This is a genomic window from Gordonia jinghuaiqii, assembly GCF_014041935.1.
Taxonomy (GTDB): Bacteria; Actinomycetota; Actinomycetes; order Mycobacteriales; family Mycobacteriaceae; genus Gordonia; species Gordonia jinghuaiqii.
In genome coordinates, this window is sequence record NZ_CP059491.1 from 1888561 (window position 1) to 1910918 (window position 22358).

The 22358-nt window shown below is 67.8% G+C and carries 20 protein-coding genes and 1 riboswitch; of the genes, 11 read left to right on the forward strand and 9 right to left on the reverse strand.

Annotation, left to right across the window (positions count from 1 at the left end; genetic code table 11):
- Window positions 1-14: 14 nt before the first annotated feature.
- Both H1R19_RS08405 and H1R19_RS08410 read left to right on the forward strand, forming a co-directional pair.
- A complete protein-coding gene (locus tag H1R19_RS08405) occupies window positions 15-3299 on the forward strand; it encodes an error-prone DNA polymerase (RefSeq protein WP_219851186.1) in 3285 nt (1094 codons plus the stop codon).
- A gap of 48 nt (window positions 3300-3347) precedes the next feature.
- Window positions 3348-3575: a DUF167 domain-containing protein gene (locus tag H1R19_RS08410; RefSeq protein WP_188331606.1), complete on the forward strand. Its 228-nt coding sequence runs from the start codon at window positions 3348-3350 to the stop codon at window positions 3573-3575.
- Here the strand turns inward: H1R19_RS08410 and H1R19_RS08415 are convergent.
- Window positions 3572-4036: a tRNA (cytidine(34)-2'-O)-methyltransferase gene (locus H1R19_RS08415; RefSeq protein ID WP_188331605.1), complete on the reverse strand. Its 465-nt coding sequence runs from the start codon at window positions 4034-4036 to the stop codon at window positions 3572-3574. The genes H1R19_RS08410 and H1R19_RS08415 overlap by 4 nt on opposite strands.
- A 174-nt stretch (window positions 4037-4210) precedes the next feature.
- Between H1R19_RS08415 and H1R19_RS08420 the strand changes: the two genes are divergently transcribed.
- The 3 genes from H1R19_RS08420 (at window position 4211) to H1R19_RS08430 (ending at window position 7257) form a co-directional block, all read left to right on the forward strand.
- Complete coding sequence (locus H1R19_RS08420; RefSeq protein WP_188331604.1) at window positions 4211-5083, forward strand: bifunctional methylenetetrahydrofolate dehydrogenase/methenyltetrahydrofolate cyclohydrolase; 873 nt, start codon at window positions 4211-4213, stop codon at window positions 5081-5083.
- Between the two features lie 92 nt (window positions 5084-5175).
- Complete coding sequence (locus tag H1R19_RS08425) at window positions 5176-5472, forward strand: DUF3017 domain-containing protein (protein WP_188331644.1); 297 nt, start codon at window positions 5176-5178, stop codon at window positions 5470-5472.
- A gap of 147 nt (window positions 5473-5619) precedes the next feature.
- Window positions 5620-7257, forward strand: a complete 1638-nt coding sequence (locus tag H1R19_RS08430; RefSeq protein ID WP_219851561.1) for a hypothetical protein — start codon at window positions 5620-5622, stop codon at window positions 7255-7257.
- Between the two features lie 51 nt (window positions 7258-7308).
- On the opposite strand, the gene metX is transcribed toward H1R19_RS08430, so the two are convergent.
- Complete coding sequence (gene metX / locus H1R19_RS08435; RefSeq protein WP_219851187.1) at window positions 7309-8460, reverse strand: homoserine O-acetyltransferase MetX; 1152 nt, start codon at window positions 8458-8460, stop codon at window positions 7309-7311.
- Window positions 8461-8476: 16 nt separating this feature from the next.
- Window positions 8477-9814 carry a bifunctional o-acetylhomoserine/o-acetylserine sulfhydrylase gene (locus H1R19_RS08440; protein WP_188331602.1) on the reverse strand — a complete coding sequence of 446 codons (1338 nt, stop codon included), beginning with the start codon at window positions 9812-9814 and terminating at the stop codon, window positions 8477-8479.
- A 63-nt stretch (window positions 9815-9877) separates the two neighbouring features.
- Window positions 9878-9998, reverse strand: a riboswitch (SAM riboswitch).
- Window positions 9999-10352: 354 nt separating this feature from the next.
- Between H1R19_RS08440 and H1R19_RS08445 the strand changes: the two genes are divergently transcribed.
- Both H1R19_RS08445 and H1R19_RS08450 read left to right on the forward strand, forming a co-directional pair.
- Window positions 10353-12101, forward strand: a complete 1749-nt coding sequence (locus H1R19_RS08445) for a PE-PPE domain-containing protein (RefSeq protein WP_308258828.1) — start codon at window positions 10353-10355, stop codon at window positions 12099-12101.
- Window positions 12102-12200: 99 nt separating this feature from the next.
- Window positions 12201-13475, forward strand: a complete 1275-nt coding sequence (locus H1R19_RS08450; protein WP_219851189.1) for an MFS transporter — start codon at window positions 12201-12203, stop codon at window positions 13473-13475.
- Window positions 13476-13560: 85 nt separating this feature from the next.
- Here H1R19_RS08450 and bfr read toward each other — a convergent pair whose 3' ends face one another.
- Together bfr and H1R19_RS08460 are read right to left on the reverse strand one after the other, a co-directional pair.
- A complete protein-coding gene (bfr, locus tag H1R19_RS08455; RefSeq protein ID WP_219851190.1) occupies window positions 13561-14046 on the reverse strand; it encodes a bacterioferritin in 486 nt (161 codons plus the stop codon).
- Between the two features lie 100 nt (window positions 14047-14146).
- Window positions 14147-14329: a (2Fe-2S)-binding protein gene (locus H1R19_RS08460; RefSeq protein WP_188331642.1), complete on the reverse strand. Its 183-nt coding sequence runs from the start codon at window positions 14327-14329 to the stop codon at window positions 14147-14149.
- A 181-nt stretch (window positions 14330-14510) separates the two neighbouring features.
- On the opposite strand from H1R19_RS08460, the gene H1R19_RS08465 reads away from it, so the two are divergent.
- Genes H1R19_RS08465 through H1R19_RS08475 form a run of 3 tightly spaced genes read left to right on the forward strand, consistent with a single transcriptional unit; the run spans window position 14511 to window position 17544 of the window.
- Window positions 14511-15347 carry an exodeoxyribonuclease III gene (locus H1R19_RS08465; RefSeq protein WP_219851191.1) on the forward strand — a complete coding sequence of 279 codons (837 nt, stop codon included), beginning with the start codon at window positions 14511-14513 and terminating at the stop codon, window positions 15345-15347.
- Between the two features lie 23 nt (window positions 15348-15370).
- Complete coding sequence (gene trpS / locus H1R19_RS08470) at window positions 15371-16426, forward strand: tryptophan--tRNA ligase (RefSeq protein ID WP_219851192.1); 1056 nt, start codon at window positions 15371-15373, stop codon at window positions 16424-16426.
- Between the two features lie 53 nt (window positions 16427-16479).
- Window positions 16480-17544 carry a YhjD/YihY/BrkB family envelope integrity protein gene (locus H1R19_RS08475; RefSeq protein WP_219851193.1) on the forward strand — a complete coding sequence of 355 codons (1065 nt, stop codon included), beginning with the start codon at window positions 16480-16482 and terminating at the stop codon, window positions 17542-17544.
- Window positions 17545-17561: 17 nt separating this feature from the next.
- On the opposite strand, the gene H1R19_RS08480 is transcribed toward H1R19_RS08475, so the two are convergent.
- From H1R19_RS08480 to H1R19_RS08495, 4 genes are all read right to left on the reverse strand, one after another.
- The gene (locus H1R19_RS08480) at window positions 17562-18200 is read right to left on the reverse strand and encodes a TetR/AcrR family transcriptional regulator (protein ID WP_219851194.1); all 639 of its coding nucleotides are present in this window, start codon (window positions 18198-18200) and stop codon (window positions 17562-17564) included.
- Between the two features lie 75 nt (window positions 18201-18275).
- Window positions 18276-19541 (reverse strand): cytochrome P450, encoded by a 1266-nt coding sequence (locus H1R19_RS08485; protein WP_188331594.1) that lies wholly within the window; start codon window positions 19539-19541, stop codon window positions 18276-18278.
- Window positions 19538-20668, reverse strand: a complete 1131-nt coding sequence (locus tag H1R19_RS08490) for a thiolase family protein (RefSeq protein WP_219851195.1) — start codon at window positions 20666-20668, stop codon at window positions 19538-19540. Before H1R19_RS08490 ends, H1R19_RS08485 begins: the two co-directional genes overlap by 4 nt.
- Entirely contained in the window at window positions 20665-21054 is a 390-nt protein-coding gene (locus H1R19_RS08495) for a Zn-ribbon domain-containing OB-fold protein (protein ID WP_244970915.1), read from the reverse strand. Before H1R19_RS08495 ends, H1R19_RS08490 begins: the two co-directional genes overlap by 4 nt.
- Before the next feature lie 195 nt (window positions 21055-21249).
- Between H1R19_RS08495 and H1R19_RS08500 the strand changes: the two genes are divergently transcribed.
- Entirely contained in the window at window positions 21250-22356 is a 1107-nt protein-coding gene (locus H1R19_RS08500; RefSeq protein WP_188331591.1) for an LLM class flavin-dependent oxidoreductase, read from the forward strand.
- Window positions 22357-22358 lie beyond the last annotated feature (2 nt).

The window sequence follows — 22358 nt, forward strand, 5'->3', positions numbered from 1 at the left end:
GATAGAGTGGGTGAGTGGGCTGGGATCAGGGACCACCGACGTGGTCGGAGATGGAGCGGGTGCTCTCCGGTCGGGCACCGGACGGTGGCCGACCGGGCACCGAGTTCGGCCCCGACACCAGCGAATGGGCGCCCTTCCCCGGCGACGGCGGCGACAGCCCCGCCTGGTCACGCAAGCGTGGGGCCTATCAGGCCGGCGACATCTCGCGCGGCTCGTCGGCGGTGCCGTACGCCGAACTGCACGCCCACAGTGCCTACAGTTTTCTCGACGGCGCGTCGATGCCGGAGGAGTTGGTGGAAGAGGCGCAACGCCTCGGGCTGGCTGCGCTCGCGGTCACCGACCACGACGGCTTCTACGGCATCGTGCGGTTCGCCGAGGCGGCCCGCGAGTTCGGGATGCCGACGGTCTTCGGGGCCGAGCTGTCGCTGGAACCCGATGTCGCGCGGACCGGGCAGAATGATCCGCCGGGGGAGCACCTGCTGGTCCTCGCGCGCGACGGCGAGGGCTATCGACGGTTGTCGCGGACCATCGCCGATGCGCACATGGTCGCCGGGGAGAAGGGTCTGCTGCGCTACGACCGCGAATCCCTCGCACGGGCCGGCGACGGACACTGGCTGATCCTCACCGGATGTCGCAAGGGTGCTGTTCGGCGTGCCCTCGACCGCGGCGGTGTCCCGGCCGCGGAGCTGGCCCTGCGCGAGCAGATCGAGACCTACGGACATGCCAACGTGGTGGTCGAACTGACCGCGCAGGGCATGGCCGACGACGACGAACGCAACGCGGTCCTCGCCGGACTGGCGGTACGCGCGGGGGTGCCGACGGTGGCCACCACCGGCGCGCATTTCGCCGCGCCCCGTCGTCGACGGCTGGCGATGGCGATGGCCGCGGTGCGGGCACGCACCGACATCGAGACCATCGCCGGCTGGATGCCGGGAGTGGCCGGTGCGCACCTGCGCAGCGGCGACGAGATGGCCCGGTTGCTGCCCGCGCACCTCGATGCCATCGACAATGCCGTCGGGATAGCCGCCGACTGCGCCTTCCACCTGGGCCTGATCGCTCCGCAGCTGCCGCCCTTCGACGTCCCCGACGGCTACACCGAGGCGAGCTGGCTGCGTGAACTCACCATGACCCGCGCCCGCCGCCGCTACGGCACGCCCGCCGAACATCCGCAGGCCTACCGGCAGATCGAACACGAGCTCGCCATCATCGAGGCGCTGACCTTTCCCGGCTACTTCCTCGTGGTCGCCGACATCGTCGACTTCTGCAAGGCCAACGACATCCTGTGTCAGGGGCGGGGGAGTGCCGCCAACTCCGCGGTCTGTTACGCCCTGGGCATCACCAACGTCGACCCGGTCGCCAACAAGCTGCTGTTCGAGCGATTCCTCGCCCCCGAACGCGACGGCCCGCCCGACATCGACGTCGACATCGAGTCCGATCGTCGGGAAGAGGCCATCCAGTACGTCTATCGCCGCTACGGCCGGGACCGCAGTGCTCAGGTCGCCAACGTGATCACCTATCGCGGCAGATCGGCGATCCGGGACATGGCGCGTGCGCTCGGGTATGCGCCCGGCCAGCAGGACGCGTGGGCCAAGATGCCCGACACCGCACCCGCCGACGTATCCGACCTGGCCGGCGAGATCCTCGGTATGCCAAGACATCTGGGTATCCACTCCGGTGGCATGGTGATCTGTGACCGGCCGATCGCCGACGTCTGCCCCACCGAATGGGCGCGGATGGAGAACCGCAGCGTGTTGCAGTGGGACAAGGACGATTGCGCGGCCATCGGACTGGTCAAGTTCGACATGCTCGGTCTCGGCATGCTCTCGGCGCTGCACTATGCGATCGACCTGCTCGCCGAACACAAGGGCCTCGAGGTCGACCTCGCCACTCTGGACCTCGGCGAACCCGCCGTCTACGAGATGCTGTGCCGCGCAGACTCGGTGGGCGTCTTCCAGGTGGAGTCGCGAGCGCAGATGGCCACGCTCCCGCGGCTGAAACCGCGTTGCTTCTACGACCTCGTCGTCGAGGTGGCACTGATCCGTCCCGGGCCCATCCAGGGCGGCTCGGTGCACCCGTTCATCAAGCGGCGCAACGGGCAGGAGGAGGTGACCGTCGAACACCCGTCGATGTACAAGGCGCTCGAGCGCACGCTGGGGGTGCCGCTGTTCCAGGAGCAGCTGATGCAACTGGCCGTCGACGTCGCCGGGTTCGACGCCTCCGAGGCCGATCAGTTGCGGCGCGCGATGGGGTCCAAGCGGTCGCCGGAGAAGATGGAACGGTTGCGCCGACGCTTCTACGAGGGGATGGAGAGCCTGCACGGCATCACCGGCGACACCGCCGACCGGATCTTCGAGAAGATGGCCGCGTTCGCCAATTTCGGCTTCCCGGAGAGCCATTCACAGAGTTTCGCGTCCTTGGTGTTCTATTCGTCGTGGTTCAAGCTGCATCATCCGGCGGCGTTCTGTGCGGCCCTGCTCAGAGCGCAGCCGATGGGTTTCTATTCGCCGCAGACCCTGGTCGCCGATGCGCGCAGACACGGGGTGGCGGTACACCGGCCCGACATCAACGCCTCGCTCGCGCACGCGACGCTGGAGAACGACGGACTCGACGTCCGGCTGGGGCTCGACGGCGTGCGCGGTGTCGGCCGGGATGCGGCGGAGCGCATCGTCGAGCGGCGGGCCGACGGCCCGTATGTCGACATCACCGAGGTGTCCCGGCGTGCCGACCTGACGGCCAAGGAACTCGAGGGGCTCGCCGGGGCCGGGGCGTTCGACGGCTTCGGACTAAGTAGACGCCAAGCACTCTGGGAGGCCGGGGCCGCGGCGACCGTGCGGGACAACCAGCTGGAACTGCAGTCGGCGGGTACCACCCCGACGCTGCCCGGCCTGTCCGACATCGAACTGGCCGCCACCGACGCCTGGGCCACCGGGATCACCCCGATGTCGTATCCGACGCAGTTCCTGCGCCCTCGTCTCGATGCCATGGGGGTCCTGGCCGCCGACCGTCTCCTGGCGGTTCCGGACGGTTCACGTGTGCTGGTCGGCGGGGCGGTCACCCATCGTCAGCGACCCGCCACCGCCTCGGGGGTGACCTTCATCAACCTCGAGGACGAGACCGGGATGGTCAATGTGGTGTGTTCGGTCGGCCTGTGGGCGCGGTATCGTGTACTGGCGCAGACGGCGCCGGCGCTGTTGGTGCGCGGGCGGGTCCAGAATGCCGAGGGAGCGGTGACTGTCGTCGCAGATCGATTGCAGCGCATGGATCTTCGAGTGGGGAGCAGATCCAGGGACTGGCAGTAGCCCGCGGGCGTGCCGATGAATCCGACGACGAGTTCAGGAAAGAGATCGATGTCGCAGCAGGTCGTGGTAACCGTCAAACCCAGGAGCAGCAAGGGGCCGCTGGTCGAGACCGAACCCGATGGTTCGATCACCGTCTACGTCCGCGAACCCGCCACCGAGGGCCGGGCGAACAAGGCGGTCGCCGAGGTGCTCGCCTCCCATCTCGGTGTCCCCAAGAGCAAGGTCGCGCTCATCGGCGGCGCCACCGCCCGCACCAAGCGGTACCGGGTCGGTTAGACCGCCCCGTCGAATCCGTTCTGTCGCCAGGCCTCGTAGACGACGATGCTCGCCGCATTGGCGAGATTGTGTGAGCGTCGGCCGGCGAGCATGGGGATGCGCACCCGGTCGGTGACCTCGGGCTCGTCGAGGACCTCGGCAGGCAACCCCGTCGGTTCCGGACCGAACAGCAGCACATCGCCGGGCTGATAATGCACGTCGGTGTGGAAGCGGTCGGCGTGCGCGGTGAACGCGAAGACGCGTTCGGGCTTCAGCGTGGTCCAGGCCGTCACCAGGTTGGGATGAACGGTGACGTTCGCCATCTCGTGGTAGTCCAGACCCGCCCGTTTGACCTGGGCGTCGGACATCGAGAACCCCAGCGGTTCGATGAGGTGAAGCTCGCATCCGGTGTTGGCGGCCAGCCGGATGGCATTTCCCGTATTGGGCGGGATGCACGGCTGATAGAACATGATTCGGAACATGATGGACCTCAGCGTAGCCGCCTCACACCGTGGTGAACCCGCAGGTCGACGTGATCACCGCACCGCAGGTGAGGTCGTCTCACCCGGCGGCGGACCCTCCACCCGCCCGGCCGAATTCCGGTCCGGGGTCCGTCGATGACGGAAACCGGATCGACCAGTGGAAGAATGTCGGGCGTGACGGCGATACGACTCGATGGCAAGACCACGCGCGACGAGATCTTCGCAGATCTGGCCGAGCGGGTGGAGAAGCTCCGGCTGGCGGGGATCACCCCGGGCCTGGGCACCGTTCTGGTCGGCGACGACCCGGGCTCGCAGTCCTACGTGAAGGGCAAGCACGCCGACTGTGCCCGCATCGGGGTGGCATCGATCCGCAAGGACCTGCCCGCCGACGCCACCACCGAGGAACTCAACGCGGCGATCGACGAGCTCAACGCCGATCCGGCCTGCACCGGCTACATCGTGCAGCTGCCGTTGCCCCGCCACCTCGACGAGAACGCCGCCCTCGAGCGCATCGATCCGCTCAAGGACGCCGACGGACTCCACCCGATCAACCTCGGCCGGCTGGTGCTGGGCAAGGAATCCACGCTGCCCTGCACCCCGCGCGGTGTCATCCACCTGCTCCGTCGCTACGACGTCCCGATCGCCGGTGCGCGCGTCACGGTCGTCGGCCGCGGCGTCACCATCGGCCGGCCGATCGGACTGCTGCTGACGCGGCGCAGCGAGAACGCCACCGTCACCCTGTGTCACACCGGCACCACCGATCTCGCCTCCGAGATCTCGCGTGCCGACATCGTGATCGCGGCGGCCGGCGTACCGCATCTGATCACCGCGGACATGGTCAAGCCCGGCGCCGCCGTCATCGACGTCGGCGTCAGCCGTACCGACGACGGACTCGTCGGCGACGTCCATCCCGATGTGTGGGAGGTGGCCGGCCACGTGTCGCCCAACCCCGGCGGAGTCGGACCGTTGACCCGCGCGTTCCTTCTCGTCAACGTCGTCGAACGCGCAGAGCAGACTCTCGCAGCCGCGGGCGGCACCACCACGTGACCCAGGACGAGCGGCACGGTGAGCACGCTCACCCCCGATCCCCGAACGACCCCAGAATCCCGGCGGATGAGGTCCCCCAGGGCGAGCCCCGGTTGGCCCCCGTCGAGGTGGGCGGAGTTCGTGCGGTGCTCGTCCAGATCCCGTATCTGCTGGTCATGGCCGGCGTCCTGGTCGCAGCGCTGCTCGTGATGTTCGACCGTTGGCGTCGCGGTTCCTTCGTCTTCGGCGCCGCGCTTCTCGTCGGAGCGCTGCTGCGAGCGCTCATCCCGTCGTCTCAGGCAGGTCTGCTGCAGGTCAGGGGCAAATTGTTCGACGTATCGGCCATGGCCGCGGTCGGTGGGGCGATGTTGTGGCTCGCCACGTCGATCGACGCGTTGGGCACGGATTGATTACAATAGAGACCTGAGCGTGACCTTGAGTCCACATGGCCGCGTGACCAGGTAATTTTCCGCTGCGCACTCGCAGACGCACCGACCGCTGGAGTAGGTATCACCGCAACACCAACCGATGACGCCACAGTGAACCGAGTGACGTCGATGGGCGTGTCCGCAGGGGCCGGCATGATCCATTACGTCCTGCTCACCCGAGATGATCTCGGTCGCAGCGTGGTCGATTCACGTGTCATCGATGTCGACCCCACCGACGGCCTGGACGCCGCCGGACGCGTCAACGCCGGTATCGACATGATGCTCACCGCGGCCCGCGAGGCCGACATCCGGGTGGGCCCCATCGGGATCGCCACCCGCACGGGCGGCCAGCGTCGGCAGTTGCGATCACGGGGGAGTGGCCCCCGACGCCAGGTCCGCCTCCTCGGCGAGGCCGAGGGCGTTCTCACCTACCTCGCCGACACCGGTGAGATCGATCGCTTCACCGCAGCCGTGGTCGTCGACTGCGGTGACACCGGGATGTCGTTGTACACCGTCGATCCACGGGACGGCCGCGTCATCGACCCCGAGCACTCCACGGTACTGAGTGGCAGGCGGCTCGACCGGGCCATCGTCGCGAACCTCACCGCGGACAATTCCGCACTGAACGAGTCGTCGCGCAGCCGCCCGGGCCGAAGCGAGCTGCTCAGCGCATGCCGCACCGCCAAAGAGGAGGTCGCCTACGGGCGCAGCGCTCCCGGCGACGCGGCGGTGCCGCTGTCCGGAGGAGCCCCGACCGGCGGTTCGGGACGCTTGTCGCTGAACGCGACGCACGTCGAAGACGCACTGGCCCCGATGATCCGCGAGGCGCGTGAGGTCTTCACCCGCTATGTCACCGGTGCCTCGTCGCGAGGCGTACGTCCGGAGGCCGTGGTCTTCATCGGTGGCCTGGCGAACCTGCCGATGGTCCGCACCCTCGCCGACGGCCATGACCTCGAGACGGTGTGCCCCGCGGACCCCGAGCTCGTGGTGGCCACCGGCGCCGCACTCCTTGCCCACGAGACTTACTCCGGTGCAGTGCGATTGGCCTTCATCGGCGGAAACCGCCAGCGCGAGTGGCTCTCTGCCACGCCGCTCGCGGTCGCGGGCGCCGTCATCGCCGCGATGCTCATGACGATCTATGCGGTCAGTTCGTCGTTCGCCGACAGGCAGGGCCCCGAGCCGGAGCGCTCGGTCAGCAGTGTTCCCGCCGTGGCGACGACGAGCGAGCCGGAGCCCGTTCCCACGACGACGGTGACCGAACCGGTCACCCAGACCTCCGACAACCCGGTCGAACCCACCTTCGTGCCGCCGACCCAGACGGAGCAGCCGGTACCGCCACCCGAATGGGGCGAGCCACCGGCCTGGGCCACCACGGAGCTGCCGCCGACCCGGCCGTCGACGGGCACCACCACGCGCACGCTGTCACCGTTCCCATGGCCGACCCTGACCTTCCCTCCCGGAACGACACCGACGATCCCGCAGGACCTGCTGCCTCCGGATATGCGTCCGCCGAATGTGGCGCCGACACCGCCGCCGCCCACCTACCCGACGACCACGTCCGCGCGCTCGGGGCCGGCTGCGCCGACTCGATCGGGCACCGTACCGGACCAGCCGCGTGCGGTGGCACCCGAACAGCGCGAACTCGGGAAAACTGCTGCGGCGCCGACGGAGTCGAGCGTTGATCAACAGCCCGCACCCGGATCGGCGCCGTCGGGCGCCAGCCCGGTGCCGTCAGTTCCGGTGCCATCAGTTCCGGCGCCGCGCTGAGGGTGTCGTCGAGCTGACGGTGTCGTCGAGCTGAGGGTGGTGTGAGGGTGCTCAGTCGCGCCGGGCGAGCTCGACCGTACGCTTCAGCAGGTCGCTGATCGCGTCGAACTCGGTGAGGAACCCGTCGTGACCCGTCTCGGACCGGACGACCTGCAGGCCGCCGACACAGTTACCCAGTTCTTCGGCGAGTTCGACCTGCAGCCGCAACGGGTACAGGCGATCGGAGTCGATACCCCCGACGATCACGGGGACGGTGCACTCGTTGAGGGCCTTCGTGACACCGCCGCGACCGCGTCCGACGTCGTGATGGTTGAGCACCTCGCTGAGTACGACGTAGCTGGCCGGATCGAAGCGCTCCATCAGCTTGGTGGCCTGATGGTCGAGGTAGCTCTGCACCGCGTAGCGCCCGCCGGTCAGCGGATTCTCTTCTCCCTGCGGATGATTGGCGAATCGCGCGTCGAGTTCGGGTTCGCTGCGATACATGAGGTGGGCGATCCGGCGTGCGATCCCCATGCCGTTCGACGGGATGCGGCCGGTGCCGTGGTAGTTGCCGCCGCACCAGTCCGGGTCGGCTTTGATCGCGGCGATCTGCGCGGACTGGATGCCGATCTGATCGGCGGTCGCGCGGGCCCCGACAGCCAGGACGAGTGCGCTGCGCACCCGATCGGGGTATTCGATGACCCACTCGAGTGCGCGGGCCCCGCCCATCGATCCGCCGAGAACCGCTCCGACACTGTCGATTCCGAGCAGGTCCAGCAGGGCGACCTCGGCGCGGACCTGATCGAGGACGGTGATCTGCGGAAACCGTGAGCCCCACGGCTGCCCGTCGGGTGCGATGGAGCCGGGCCCGGTCGATCCCTTACAGCCGCCGAGGACGTTCGCCGAGATGACGCACCACTCGTCGGTGTCGATGGCCTGGCCGGGACCGACCAGACCGTCCCACCAACCGGCGGTGTCGTGGTCGGCGTCGGCGGGACCGGTGACATGCGAGTCGCCGGTCAGTGCGTGCAGCGTGAGGATCACGTTGTCGCGGGTCGGCGACAACGTCCCCCAGCGCTGGAACGCCAGGGTGACGTCGTCGATCCGTTCACCGCTGTCCAGAGGCAGCGAGCCGATGGAGATGCCGACGAGCTGCCCGTCCGGGATCGACTCCCAGTCGGGCTGATCAGACGCTTTCGCGCTCAGGTCGATACTCACCGACAACGCTGCCTCACCTGTCTCACTTGGCCGCCGCGAATCCCTGTTCGAGATCTGCCAAGATGTCGTCGATACCTTCGATGCCCACGGCCAGACGCACCAGACCGGGGGTGACACCGGCGGCGAGCTGCTCCTCGGGGGTCAGCTGGCTGTGGGTGGTCGAGGCCGGATGGATGACCAGCGAGCGGACGTCGCCGATGTTGGCGACGTGGCTGTGCAGGCTCAGTGCGTCGACGAACTTCTTGCCCGCGTCGACGCCGCCGGAGATCTCGAAGGCGACGATCGCGCCCTGGCCCTTGGCCGCGATCTCCTGGCCGCGCTTGAACCACGGCGAGGACTCGAGGCCGGCGTAGGCGACGGACTCGACCTGGGCGTGACCCTCCAGGAACGCCGCGACCTTCTGCGCGTTGGCGACGTGGCGCTCGATGCGCAGGCTCAGCGTCTCCAGGCCCTGCGCGAGCAGGAACGCGTTGAAGGGGGAGATGGCGGCACCGGTGTCGCGCAGCCACTGGACGCGGGCCTTGAGTGCGTAGGCCGGTGCGCCGAGGTCGGCGAAGACGGCACCGTGGTAGCTGGGGTCGGGGGTGGTGAAACCGGGGAACAGGTCCTTACCGTCGCGCTGTCCGCGCCAGTCGAAGGTGCCGCCGTCGACGATGACGCCGCCGATCGCGGTGCCGTGTCCACCGATGTACTTGGTGGCCGAATGCACGACGATGTCGGCGCCGTGGGCGAGCGGGTTGATCAGGTACGGGGTGGCGACGGTGTTGTCGACGATGAGGGGCAGGCCGTTGCGGTGTGCGACCTCGGAGATCCCCTTGATGTCGAGGATCTCGTTGTTCGGGTTGGAGATCGACTCGCCGTAGAGTGCGCGGGTGTTGTCCTGGATCGCTGCCTGCCACGAGGCGGGGTCCTCGGGATCTTCGACGAAGCTGACCTCGATGCCGAGCTTGGGCAGCGTGTAGTGGAAGAGGTTGTAGGTCCCGCCGTAGAGACGCGGGCTCGAGACGACGTGTCCACCGGTCTCGACGATGTTGAGGATCGCGTAGGTCTCGGCGGCCTGGCCGGAGGCGACCAGGAGCGCGGCGACGCCACCCTCGAGTGCGGCGATGCGCTGCTCGACGGCATCCTGGGTCGGGTTCATGATGCGGGTGTAGATGTTGCCCGGCTCGGCGAGACCGAAGAGGTTCGCGGCATGCTGCGTGTCGTTGAAGACGTAGGACGTCGTCTGGTAGATCGGCAGGGCCCGCGCGTTCGTGGTGGCGTCGGCGGCCTGCCCGGCGTGGATCTGCTTGGTTTCGAAGCTCCAGTTGTCGACTGGATTGGTGTCTTCGGTGGAGTTGCCGACTGGGGCATCAGACATGACGATTGATCACTTTCTACGGTCGGCAGGGCCAAACTCGACCCTGTTGGGGTCCGACCTTCGGACCCGCGCTTGCCGGGGCATCGCTGTGCGATCCCACAACCATGTCATCACCCGGAGCACCCCACCGCGGTTGGAGGGTTGCCGATCAGCAAGCCGGGGCTTAACGCTGATACTCATGACCTGGCGACAAGGATATAACACGGATGTGACCGACTGAGAACCCTCCCGGTCACCGCGAACCGAACCCCCTCACCTGCCCGGAATTCGTGTATTCAAAGGTGTAGTCCGACCGGGTGAACTTGGGTGGCTCCTGTCGTGAACGCCCAGCTCGCGGGCGACGCCGCCGTTCCAGCGGTGTCGGTCTGCCCATGGTGGATCTAGGGTTCACCGCAGCCCCGGCCGCATCGGAATGATCGGCGACTTGGTCCGGGTCCGGGTAGGAGCGACGATGGCTGCGATGACACACCTCCGGTTTCGACGGGGGGCCTTGTGGATCGCCTCGGCCACCGGATTCTCCGTCGCGGCCGCTTTCTGTATGACGGGGGCGCCCGCGTCTGCGGAGAGCGCGGACTGCGGTGCCGGAGCGGTGATCGCCGTCGCCGGCACCAACGACCCGGCCGATGGCCTCATCGGGGTGCGGCAGCGCTACACGGGGATCGGGCCCGACAACACACCCGGCACTGCCGACGACGATCCCCGGTACACCGGAGACGGCAAGTATCGAGTCCTCGACGCCGAGTACCCCGCCACGATCTGGCCGATGGGTGCCGCAGGCTACGACGACAGCACCGGGCAGGGCGCCGCTGCGACGGCGCGGGCGATATCCGGGTACCAGGCGGCGTGTCAGGGGAAGCCGGTCGTCGTCGCGGGCTACTCCCAGGGGGCGCGCGTGGCCGGCGACGTGCTCGCGGGGATCGGGACGTCGGCGCCCGTCGACGAGAACGGTGATCCCCGGGAGGACGGCACCTACCGCCTCGTCGACGTCGAGAACACCCCCGACGACACCAGTGACGACGTACTCGTCAACACCGAGGGTCTGTCCGGAGAGTTGTATTCCGACCCCCGCCGTACCGGCGACAAGACCGGCCGCGGCATCGAACTGTCGTTGATCGGGATCATCCCCGGTCTGACGATGTCGGGCCCGCGCGGTGAGACGGATGCCGACAGCGGATTCGGCGTGCTCGAGGGCAGCGTCGTGTCGGTCTGCGTCGACGGCGACCCGATCTGCGATCTCCCCGACCCCGTTCACGACCCGATCGGTGCGATCGACGGGCTGCTCGGCTACTTCACCAAACACAACCTCTACCCCTACGCGATGTGGCGTGACCCCGATCAGCAGTGGTCCACCCGCCCGGTGGCATGCGACGTGGCAGGTACCGGTGTCTGCATGGTCGGCGCCGACTCGGCCTTCGCCGAACTCGTCGGCGGGTGGGCACGGGACGTCGGCTACACCGGCGAGATCGGCGATTTCCTGTCGGGGAGGCCGACGCTGGACCTCCCGTTCGGCATCGAACTGGCGAATCTGCAGCCGGTCGTCGCTCTGATGCAGGGGTTCCTGCCGTCGCTGCCGCAACTCGGATACGGCGCCTACCTGCCGAATGTCTTTGTCTTCGAGGACATCCTGCAAGGCATCGTGACGTTGTCCCCGGACCGGTTGCTCGCCGGGGTGACCGCACTGGCGGACAGCGTGCGCAGCATCGTGATGCTGCCGGTGAACTTCGTCCGGTACTGGGCAGGTGAGATCGTCGGACCGGTCGCCGTGTCCGGGTCGAACACCGCGGCCGTGCCGGCCGGCGTACAGGTGTCGAGGGTCGGCTTCGCCGCACTGGTGTCGAACATCGGCGAGGACTCCGCTGCGACGACGACCGAACCGGCCGATGCCGGTGGGTCGAGCGGCGGAGGGTCAAGCGCTGGGGGATCGAGTGCCGGGCACGTGGCTGCCGGCGACTCCAGCGCTGGTGAATCGCCGTCGGGTGAGACGGGTGTGCCCGCGGGACCAGGCTCGGCGGGCGACTCGGCCGGCTCTGCCGAGGATCCCGATTCCGGTCCGGACGCCGGTACCGGCAGCGGAGAGGAACCGGCGGACGTGCCCGCCTCCGACGACGAGCTCCCGGCGGCCACCGACCCGTCCTCGGATGGCGCCGACTCCCCGGCCGGCACCGACGACTCGGGAAGCGACGGCGGGGCGGGCGACACCAGCGACAACGGCAACAGCGACAGCGACAGCGACAACAACAGCGACAGCGGCAACAGCAGCTCGGAAAGTGATACCGCGGTCGACTGACCCCGTCGGCGCGGGTGCGCGATTCCCGCGTCTCATCGTGTGAATCAACTCACCGGGCGCGCGGGAATTGTGGTGCCGGGGCCGAGGTTGGCACGAAGCGTGTCTGACGCTCTCACTACCGCCACCGGTGCGCCGGACGACCTCTCTCCACTCGACTCCGCGGCCCAGACCGGGCGCCGGGAGAACCCGGTCTCGCCGAAGGTGCGTCGGTGGACGATTCTCGCCCTCGCGCTCGGCGGCTTCGGCATCGGAACCACCGAGTTCGTCGCGATGGGGCTCCTGCCCAACATCGCCGGCTCCCTCGACGTCTCCGAGCCCACCGCCGGGCACGTCATCTCCGCCTACGCCATGGGTGTGGTCGTGGGCGCACCGCTCATCGCGGCCCTCACCGCGCGGATGTCGCGTCGTGCCCTGCTGATCGGGCTGATGGTCGCATTCACCGTCGGCAACCTCGCGACCGTCCTGGCGCCGGGCTACGGATTGCTTCTCGCGGCACGGTTCGTGGCCGGTCTCCCACATGGTGCGTACTTCGGGGTCGCGGCGCTCGTCGCCGCCCATCTGGCCGGGCCGCACAACCGGGCCAAGGCGATCGGTCAGGTGATGCTCGGGCTGTCGGTCGCGAACGTGTTCGGGGTGCCGGCGGCGGCCTGGCTGGGGGAGACCTTCGGATGGCGGTCGGCGTTCGGGATCGTCGTGGTCATCGGCCTCGCGACCGTGGCCGCGCTCATGCGGGCACTACCGAGCCTGGCCGGAATGGCGACCACCGATCCGCTCACCGAACTCGGTGCGCTCAAGAGGTCGCAGGTGTGGTTCACCCTGGTCATCGGTGTCGTCGGATTCGGCGGAATGTTCGCGTTCTACACCTACCTCAACTCGGCGCTGACGACGGACACGGGACTGTCGGTCTCGGTGGTCCCGTTCGCGCTGATGCTCTACGGACTCGGCATGGTGACCGGCAACTTCGTCGGCGGCTATCTCGCCGACCGGAACGTGTCCGTGGCGATCCTCGGTGGCCTCGCGGCCAGCGCCGCGGCATTGGGTGCGTTCGCCGTCCTCGCCGGGAATGCCTGGGCGGCATTGATACTCACCTATCTGGTGGCCCTTGCCGGGACGACGATGCTGCCCGCGCTGCAGACCCGATTGATGGATGTGGCCGCCGACGCCCAGACCCTGGCCGCGGCTCTGAACCACTCGGCTCTCAACATCGCCAACGCGGCGGGCGCGCTCCTCGGCGGCGTGGTCGTGGGCGCCGGCTACGGCTACCTAGCGCCCTCGGTGGTCGGCGTGCTGCTGGCCGTCGCGGGCATCGCGGTCACGATCGTCGCACTGGCGGCGCAACGACGCCGGTTGTCCGGCACCGCACGCAGCCTCTGAACGCACAGCCGCTGAACGCGCAGCCTCTGAACGCACGAATGCCGACCGGATTCCGGTCGGCATTCGTATGAAAAGGGAGGTGCTGTCAGGAGTTGGTCGGGGGTGTCGCGATCACCTTCGACAGGTACAGCTGCTCGCCGAGCTTGTTGATCAGCTCGAGCTGGGTCTCGAGGTAGTCGATGTGCTCTTCCTCGTCCTTGAGGATGTCCTCGAGCAGGTTGGCGCTGGTGATGTCGCCCTTGGAGCGGCACATCGCGATGCCCGGACGGAGTCGCTCGACGACCTCGACCTCGACGGCCATGTCCGATTCGAACTGTTCGCGAATCGACTGCCCGATGCGCAGGGGGAGCAGCCGCTGGTAGTTGGGCAGCGCGTCCAGGAACAGGATCCGGTCGGTGAGGAGCTCGGCGTGATTCATCTCCTCGATGGACTCGGCGCGGGTCTTGGCCGCGATCTCGGTGAGCCCCCAGCTCTGCTGCATCTTCGCGTGGAGAAAGTACTGGTTGATCGCCGTCAGCTCGCTGGTGAGCTGCTCGTTCAGCAATTCGATGACCTCGTCGTCGCCACGCATGTGACAGCCTCTCATTCGCCGTGTATGTCCAGACGAACCGTAACACGGCTAAATACCTCGCGCGCGTACTCGCGCGAGGTTGAGGGTCGGGACTATGCGGTCAGGCAGCGGTCGTGGCGGTGGACAGCCTTTCGTTCAGGATGGTGTCGAGCTTGTCCAGGCAGGTTCCGCAGCCTTCGCCCGCGCCGCAGCGGTCGCCGATCGCGTCGACGGTGTACGCACCCGCATCGCAGTGCTCATGCACCTCGTCGATCGTGACTGCGCGACATATGCAGACGAACATCTTCGGACTCACCTCCGTGCCTGGATTAGGCAATGCTTACATACGTTGACGGCATCCGCAAGGCTTGCCTTACCTTCTTTCTGCGTCTCGTCGTGGGGGATCACGGGGGCGCCGGTCGCCGCTGCGCCGGGGCTCGGTCACCCGGCGAGGGTGTCGGTGGCGATCCGTACGATGTGGCCTCGTGCCACTATCGATTTCCACGGTCAACGTCAACGGAATCCGCGCAGCGGTCAAGCATCGCTCGGAGACGAACCGGGGGTTCTTACCCTGGCTCGACGCCTCGGGTCTCGATGTCGTCCTGCTGCAGGAGATCCGGGCCGGTGAGGACCTCGCCCGCCAAGCCCTGGCGCCGGCGCTCGACGACGGCTGGCATCTGACGATGAGCGAATCCGCGGTCAAGGGGCACGCCGGGGTCGGTGTGCTGACCAGGACGCAGCCCGTGGCGGTCCGCATCGGGTTCGGCAGCGCCGAGTTCGACGACCTCGGCCGCTACCTCGAAGTCGACCTCGACACCGAACTGGGTGCCCTCACGGCGGCAAGCCTCTACCTCCCCAAGGGGGCGGCCATGTCCGAGGCGCCCAAGGACATCGCCAAGCACGACGAGAAGGCGCGGTTCATGGCGGAGTTCGGCGAGTATCTGGGCCATCTGGTCCGTCGTCGACGCCACGTCGTCGTCGGCGGTGACTGGAACATCGCACCGGCGCAGGCCGACATCAAGAACTGGAAGGGCAACCTCAAGAGCCCCGGATTCCTGCCCCACGAGCGCGCCTGGGTCGGCGAGTTGCTGACCTCCGGGTGGCGTGACGTCACGCGCGAAATGTTCCCCGGGGACGCCGGCCCGTACTCGTGGTGGTCGTGGCGGGGCAAGGCCTTCGACAACGATTCCGGATGGCGCATCGACTACCAGCTCACCAACAAGACGCTGGCCGAACGTGCGGTCAAGTCCGAGGTGGCGCGTGCCGCGGCGTACGACCTGCGCTGGTCCGACCACGCCCCGGTCACCGTGCAGTACGACTGAACCGGTCTGACAAACTGGGGGCCATGACCAGCGACGCAGAGCGCACCGCAGGACCGTCGGGTGAGGCGGTCCCCGCCCGCCCACGCGTGCTGTCCGGAATCCAGCCGACCAGCGATTCCTTCCATCTCGGCAACTACCTCGGCGCGGTGCGTCAATGGGTGGCGTTGCAGGAGGACTTCGAGGCGTTCTACTTCATTCCCGACATGCACGCACTGACCGTGCCGTTCGACCCGAAGACGCTCGCCGAGCGCACGCGTCTCAGTGTCGCCCAGTTGCTCGCCGTCGGGGTCGACCCGGAACGGTCCACGATCTACGTGCAGTCGCACATCCCGGAGATCGCGCAGCTGACCTGGGTGCTGTCCTGCATCACCGGTTTCGGTGAGGCCAGCCGGATGACCCAGTTCAAGGACAAGTCCGCCAAGCAGGGCGTCGACGCCGCCGGCGTGGGACTGTTCACCTACCCCATCCTGATGGCCGCGGACATCCTGGCCTTCCAGGTGGATCAGGTGCCGGTGGGCGAGGATCAGCGTCAGCACCTCGAACTCACCCGCGATCTCGCCCAGCGGTTCAACTCGCGATTCGGCAAGGTGCTGAAGGTCCCGCAGGCCCACATCGTCAAGGAATTCGCCAAGATCTACGACCTGCAGAACCCGACGGCCAAGATGAGCAAGTCCGCCGACACCGACAAGGGCCTCATCAATCTGCTCGACGACCCGAAGCGCTCGGCCAAGAAGATCCGGTCGGCCGTCACCGACACCGGTTCGGAGATCCTCTTCGATCCGGAGAACAAACCGGGCGTCTCCAACCTGTTGACCATTCAGTCGGCGCTGTCCGGGGTGGGCATCGACGATCTCGTCGCAAAATACGAGGGCAAGGGTTACGGCGAACTCAAGGTCGACACCGCCGACGTGCTGGCCGAGTTCGTCACCCCGCTGCGCGGACGCGTCGAGAACTACCTCTCCGACCCGGCCGAGCTCGACGCGATCCTGTCGCGCGGAGCGGCTCGCGCGCGGGCAGTCGCCTCCGAAACCCTGGCATCGGTCTATGACAAGGTGGGGTTCCTGGGCTCTGCGCGGTGAACCGTCCCCAGGCGCCGCGACGCACCGCGACCTGATCAGGAAGGCGACATCCCATGACCTCCGCGATCGACTCGGCGAAGTCGGCAGTCGACAAGGGAAAGTCGTCGTTCACCACGGCGCGCGAGAGATGGCCTGCCATCGACCATCTCGTGAAGACGGTCGAACGCTACAACGACCGGCGCGGCAACGTCTACGCCGCGGCGATCAGCTTCAACGGCATCCTGGCCCTGGTGCCGATCATCATGGTGGTCTTCTCGGTCGCCGCGTTCGTGCTCGCCAGTCAGCCTCAGCTCCTGGAGGATCTGCAGCAGGCGGTCGTCGACGCGGCGCCGGGGGAAACCGGTGAACAGCTCAGCAAGGTCATCGATTCGGCGATCGCCTCGCGTGCCGCGGTGGGCATCGTGGGCCTGATCGGCGCGGCGTTCACCGGCATCGGGTGGATCTCCGGGGTCCGGGTGGCCTTCACCGAGATGTACGGCGGTCGCGTGGATCGCAATCCGGTGACGTCGAAGGTGGGGGACCTCGTCACCTTCGCGCTCCTCGGAATCGCTTTCGCCGCAACGATGGCGGTGACCGCGCTGGGCAACAGCGGGCTGACCAGGACGGTGTTGTCCTGGGTAGGTCTCGACGACGCGTCGTGGGCCTCGATCGTGATCCGGGTGGTCGCCATCGGTGTGTCGGTGTTCGCGAGCTGGGCGCTGTTCACCTTCGTCCTCGCGCGACTTCCGTTGGTGCCGTTGCCCATGACGCACACGATGAAGGCCGGACTGGTCATCGCGATCGCCTTCGAGCTGATGAAATCGCTTGGTGGCCTGTATCTTCGGACGGTGCTGGGATCTCCGGCCGGGGTGGCGTTCGGTCCCGTTTTCGGCGTGATGGTGTTCGCCTACCTCGCGTCACGCGTCGTGCTGTATGCCACCGCGTGGTGCGCGACCGACCAGATCAACGAGAACTACCAGGTGGAGGAAGACCCCGACGCGGAATTGCGTCGGCCCGTGGTGATCTCACCGACGGTCGAGGTGAGCCCGACACCGCGGGCGGGAACGCTCGCCGCGGCCGCAGGCGTAGGCGCGGCGCTCAGTGCGCTGATCGGCTGGTTGTCGCGTCGCGGACGGTGAGGCTCGCGGCCGGGTGATCAGCGGGGCACGGCCTCGGCATCGTGCGTGTTCGCCAAGATGTGGGCGAGACTTCCACCGGCGGTGAGTCCGCCCAGTGCCATGGCGAAGAGGTCGTCGGCGAGCCGGCGATCGAGCTCGTCGCCCTGCGGTGTGAACCAGTGCTGCATCCAGTTGAGGATGCCGACCACGGACAGCGCCGCGATCCTCGGACTGACCGGTGGATTGAACTCGCCGCGCGCGACGCCGTCGGCGATCAGGTCCTCGAGGATGTCCATGTATTGCGCATCCATCTCGGTGAACCTGCCGAACTTGTCCGACAGATCCGTGCGCCCGATGTTGCGCAGGTAGACGAACGCGGCGGGGTGGTGCTCGCTGAACACCCGTACCTGGATCCGGAACAGCGTCCGCAGTCGGACGGTTGCCGACCGCTGGGCGTCGTTGCGCAGCTGTTCGAGGTCGGCGAGCAGGACCTGCGCCGGTCGTTCGACGACGGCGAGCAGCAGTTCCTCCTTGTTCTGGACGTAGTTGTAGATGCTGCCCTTGAGGATTCCCACACGCGCGGCGATGTCCTCGAGGGTGGCGCTGTCGTAGCCGCGGATGCGGAACTCCTCGCCGGCCGCTTCGACGAGCTCTGTCCATCGGCTCGGGCGGGCCATCGTTCCTCCTGTGTCGAACCGGTCGCTCGTCGAATGAGGCCTCGACGCTCCCGGTCTCGGGCCTCGCCGCCGGGATCAGCGGGCTGGACCTGATGGTAGTTCGTAGCGGGCGGGGAACCGTGTCATCCCGCGTGTCAGCAGGGTGGGTGCCCAGGAGATCGGGTCGTCGGGGTCCGGCGAGAGTCCGGGGAGCCGGTCGATGACGGTGGGCACCGCGATGGCGGTCTCGAGTCTGGCCAGGGGAGCGCCGAGGCAGTAGTGCAGTCCGGCGCTGAAACCCAGCTGACGTCCGGGGCGGCGCGAGATGTCGAAGGTCTCCGGATGCTCGAAGGCGTCCGGGTCGCGGTTGGCGCTGGAGAGGAAGAGGAAGACCCGCTCGCCGGCGCTCATCCGCTTGCCGCGCCAGACCATGTCCTCGGTCACCAACCGCACGACGCTCTTCGCAGGTCCGTCGAAACGGAGCAGTTCCTCGACCAGCCCGTTGACCGCTGCGGGATCGGTGCGATCGAGCGCGGCCTGCTGTGCGGGGTGCTCCAGCAGAGCCGAGATGCCGTTGCCGATGAGATTCGTCGTCGTCTCGTGTCCGGCGAACAGCAGGAGCACGCCGGTGGCGATGACCTCGTCATGGCTGAGCGAGTCGTCGTTCTCCCGCGCCGCGATCAGCATCGAGAGCAGGTCGTCGGATGGGCGCCTCTCGTGTGCCTCGACCAGGTCGCCGAGGTACCCGGTGAGTTCGGTCATGCCCTGCGCCCCGCGGCGGTGGCGGTCCTCGTCGCCGAGACTGCCGAAGACCAGCCCGCTGATCTGGTCGGACCAGTCTTTGAAACGGCCACGGTCCTGCCGAGGTACGCCGAGCATCTCGGCGATGACCGACGCGGTGAGTGGGTAGGCGTAGTCGCCGATGAGGTCGATGTGGCTGTCGCCCCGTGCGATGACCTTGTCGAGGAGTTCGTTCGCGATGGTCTCGATCGCCGGCCGCATCCGTGACACCGAGCGCGGCGTGAACGCCCGGCTCAGCAGCCGCCGAAGTCGTGTGTGGTCGGGCGGATCCTTGAAGACCATCCAGTTGTCGAGCACCCCGAAGGCCTCGCGCAGCAGGGGGTCGGTGCCGGGACGGCTGAGTACCTTCTCGCGGTAGGGCGTGATGCGGTTGGAGGTGAACCGGGGCTCTTTGAGTGCCTCGGTGACATCGCTGAACGAGGTGATGAACCAGGAGCGGTACTTCGCGTTCCAGTGGACCGGGTCGTCCTCGCGCAGAGCCGCGAACATCGGATAGGGATCGGCGAGGGCTGCGGGATCGAGCAGGTCGACGCTGCTCACCTCCACTTCCGATGTGCTCATGATGCCTCCAGAATTGTTATGACACAGGCGTTTCCATCCAGGACCGACACCCCGCCGCCCATCGTCTCGACCAGGCCGAGCCGCGCCGAGTCGACCTGCCTGGCGGCTGCCTGCCCGCGGAGCTGCCAGGTGATCTCGGCGATCTGGGCGAGACCGGTGGCGCCCAGCGGATGGCCTCGGGACAGCAGTCCGCCCGACGGGTTGACCGGCATGGCACCGCCGAGTGAGGTCGTCCCGGCCACCACCGCGGCGCCGCCCTCACCCACCGCGGCGATACCGAGGGCCTCGGTGGTGACGATCTCGCCGATGGTGAAGGCGTCGTGGACCTCGAAGACGTCGATGTCGCGGATGGAATCGATGGCGGCCGCCTCGAGTGCATCGGTGGCGGTGTCGCGGACGATGTCGTGTCCCCACACATGCGCAGAGGACTGATCCCACACCCGCCCGCTGCGCATCGCGGCCGCGCGGACGGTGATCTCACCGGGGGTACCGGTGGCCGGCGCGAGAATCGCGGCGGCCGCACCGTCGCTGGTCGGGCAGCACTGCAGCAGCGTGAGGGGGTCGGCGATCATCCGTGACCCGAGTACCTCCTCGACGCTGACCCGATCGCGGAACGGCGCTCGGGGGTTGCCGACAGCATGTGCGCGGTTCTTCACCGAGACCGCCGCCAGCTGCTCGGTGGTCACGGCTCCGTCGTGGAGGTAGCGCGAGGCGCTCATCGCGTAGAGCGCGGGCATCGCGAGTCCGCTCACGCCCTCCGGGTCGGTCGCATCGGGGACGATGGGACCGGAGAACGCCGAGCTCATCTGTTCGACGCCGAGCGCGAGGACGCGCCCGTACCGGCCGGTGCGCACGGCCTCGTGTGCCTCGACGAACGCCGTTGTGCCGCTCGCGCAGGCGTTTTCCACCGTGATGATCGGAACTTCGGTGATGCCCAGACTGCGCAGCACGCGCTGCGCGACGCCCGGGGCCCCGAAGACCGTGCCCACCCACACCGCGTCGACGGAGTCGGTACCCGCGTCGCTCAGGGCCTCGGTCACGGCTTCGGCGGCCAGCGCGAGGAGGTCCCGGTCGGGTTGCCGGCCGAATCGGGACGTCCCGACGCCGTGCACGGCGACGCGGTTCACCGGTGCACCGCCTCGACACTCAGATCGCCGTCGGCCGACGGTTCGACGAGGCGCACCGCCGCCCCGATCGCCACCGGGTTGCCGGTGACGTGCGCCAGGACGCGGGGGCCGTCGTCGAGGTCGACGTAGGCGATCTCATACGGCGGTACGTGCGGACCGACCGCGATGTTCACCACGGTGCGGCTCCACACGGTCCCGGTGTCGCCGAAGTTCTCCGGAACGAGCTCGCCCGCGCAGCCGGGGCAACGCGCCCACCGGTAGGCGACGGCGCGAGCGCAGCGCGCGCAGCGCGAACCGGCGACGGTCCAGGCGCCGTGTCCGGCGCGTTCCATCACCGGCCGAGGGTCGACGCCGACCGGAGGTGAGAGCGACTGGGTTGTGTTCACGATCACAAGATAAACAGACGTAGGGCTGGTTATCAAGTCGGCCGGGTCGCCCATTGTGCTCGAAAGTCCTGCAGAAACTCCGTGTCAGCGACAACACTTGACATATGATAGTGAGGCGCATCACTATGAGGTCGCTGATAAATACACTGTCGTTTGGTCAACGGGTCGACGTCAGTTCCTACAGGGAGGTTCCATATGAGGTTTGGTCTGTTCGCGATGCCGGAGCATCCTCCGATCGAGAACTGGTCGCTGTCCTATGACCGGGACATCGACGAGATCGTCCTCGCGGAGAAGCTGGGATTCAGTGAGTTCTGGATCGGTGAGCACCACACGGGTGGCTACGAGAACGTCCCGATGCCCGAACTACTGCTCGCGAAGGCATCCGCGCTCACCAGCAGGATCCGGCTCGGCACCGGCGTCGTGAACCTCCCGTACCAGGACCCCTTCCAGGTCGCCGAGCGCCTGGCGTTCCTCGATCACCTCACGCACGGCCGGCTGGAGTACGGGTTCGGCGGTGGCGGTCTGCCGACCGACCAGGCGCTGTTCCAGCTGGAACGTTCCGAGGCAGCACCCCGCACCGCGGAGGCCCTCGAGATCATCTGGCAGCTCCTCACCTCCGACGAGCCGGTCACGTACGAAGGCGTGTACTGGAAGTACGAGAACCGTCAGCTCCAGGTCGGGCCGTACCAGGACGTTCCGCCGTTCGCCATCGCGGGGCTGACCGGAACACACAACTATGCCCGGTGCGGCGCCAAGGGCTGGAAGGCGCTCAGCGTCTACTTCGCACCCGGTGACAACAACGGTTACCCCAACGCGCCCGACCTCGCGGCGCACGCCGCGGCGCTGGTCGGTGCGGCGCAGGAGAACGGGCTCGACCCCGACCTCGCGCGCCAGAACTGGCGGATCACCCGTGAGGTCTACGTGTCCGACAGCAAGGATCAGGCCATGAAGGAGATCAGGGAAGGCGTACACCGCTCGTATGAGTACCTGTTGGGACTCGGTCTCGGTGCTCTCATGAAGAAGGGGGAGGGCATGGACGACGCCGAGCTCACCTTCGAGTGGATGGTCGAGGAGATTCCGTGGATCATCGGCAGTCCCGAGGACTGCACCCGTCAGATCCGTGAACTCGAGGAGGTCACCGGAGGTTTCGGGACGTTCCTGATCAACAGCCGCGACTGGGTGACCACCGACAAGTGGAACCGGTCGCTCGAGTTGTTCGCCCGCTACGTCACCCCGCAGTTCACCCCTCGGGAGAACATGGCCCGGCGCAACCGGCTCGCACGTACCGCGCTGGGGGTGTGACC

Excerpts from the sequence above, each read along its gene's own strand:
- H1R19_RS08410 (WP_188331606.1), top strand. The coding sequence starts at position 3,348 with ATGTCGCAGCAGGTCGTGGTAACCGTCAAACCCAGGAGCAGCAAGGGG.
- H1R19_RS08415 (WP_188331605.1), bottom strand. The coding sequence starts at position 4,036 with ATGTTCCGAATCATGTTCTATCAGCCGTGCATCCCGCCCAATACGGGA.
- H1R19_RS08430 (WP_219851561.1), top strand. The coding sequence starts at position 5,620 with ATGGGCGTGTCCGCAGGGGCCGGCATGATCCATTACGTCCTGCTCACC.
- H1R19_RS08440 (WP_188331602.1), bottom strand. The coding sequence starts at position 9,814 with ATGTCTGATGCCCCAGTCGGCAACTCCACCGAAGACACCAATCCAGTC.
- H1R19_RS08445 (WP_308258828.1), top strand. The coding sequence starts at position 10,353 with ATGACGGGGGCGCCCGCGTCTGCGGAGAGCGCGGACTGCGGTGCCGGA.
- bfr (WP_219851190.1), bottom strand. The coding sequence starts at position 14,046 with ATGCGTGGCGACGACGAGGTCATCGAATTGCTGAACGAGCAGCTCACC.
- H1R19_RS08460 (WP_188331642.1), bottom strand. The coding sequence starts at position 14,329 with ATGTTCGTCTGCATATGTCGCGCAGTCACGATCGACGAGGTGCATGAG.
- trpS (WP_219851192.1), top strand. The coding sequence starts at position 15,371 with ATGACCAGCGACGCAGAGCGCACCGCAGGACCGTCGGGTGAGGCGGTC.
- H1R19_RS08475 (WP_219851193.1), top strand. The coding sequence starts at position 16,480 with ATGACCTCCGCGATCGACTCGGCGAAGTCGGCAGTCGACAAGGGAAAG.
- H1R19_RS08480 (WP_219851194.1), bottom strand. The coding sequence starts at position 18,200 with ATGGCCCGCCCGAGCCGATGGACAGAGCTCGTCGAAGCGGCCGGCGAG.
- H1R19_RS08485 (WP_188331594.1), bottom strand. The coding sequence starts at position 19,541 with ATGAGCACATCGGAAGTGGAGGTGAGCAGCGTCGACCTGCTCGATCCC.
- H1R19_RS08500 (WP_188331591.1), top strand. The coding sequence starts at position 21,250 with ATGAGGTTTGGTCTGTTCGCGATGCCGGAGCATCCTCCGATCGAGAAC.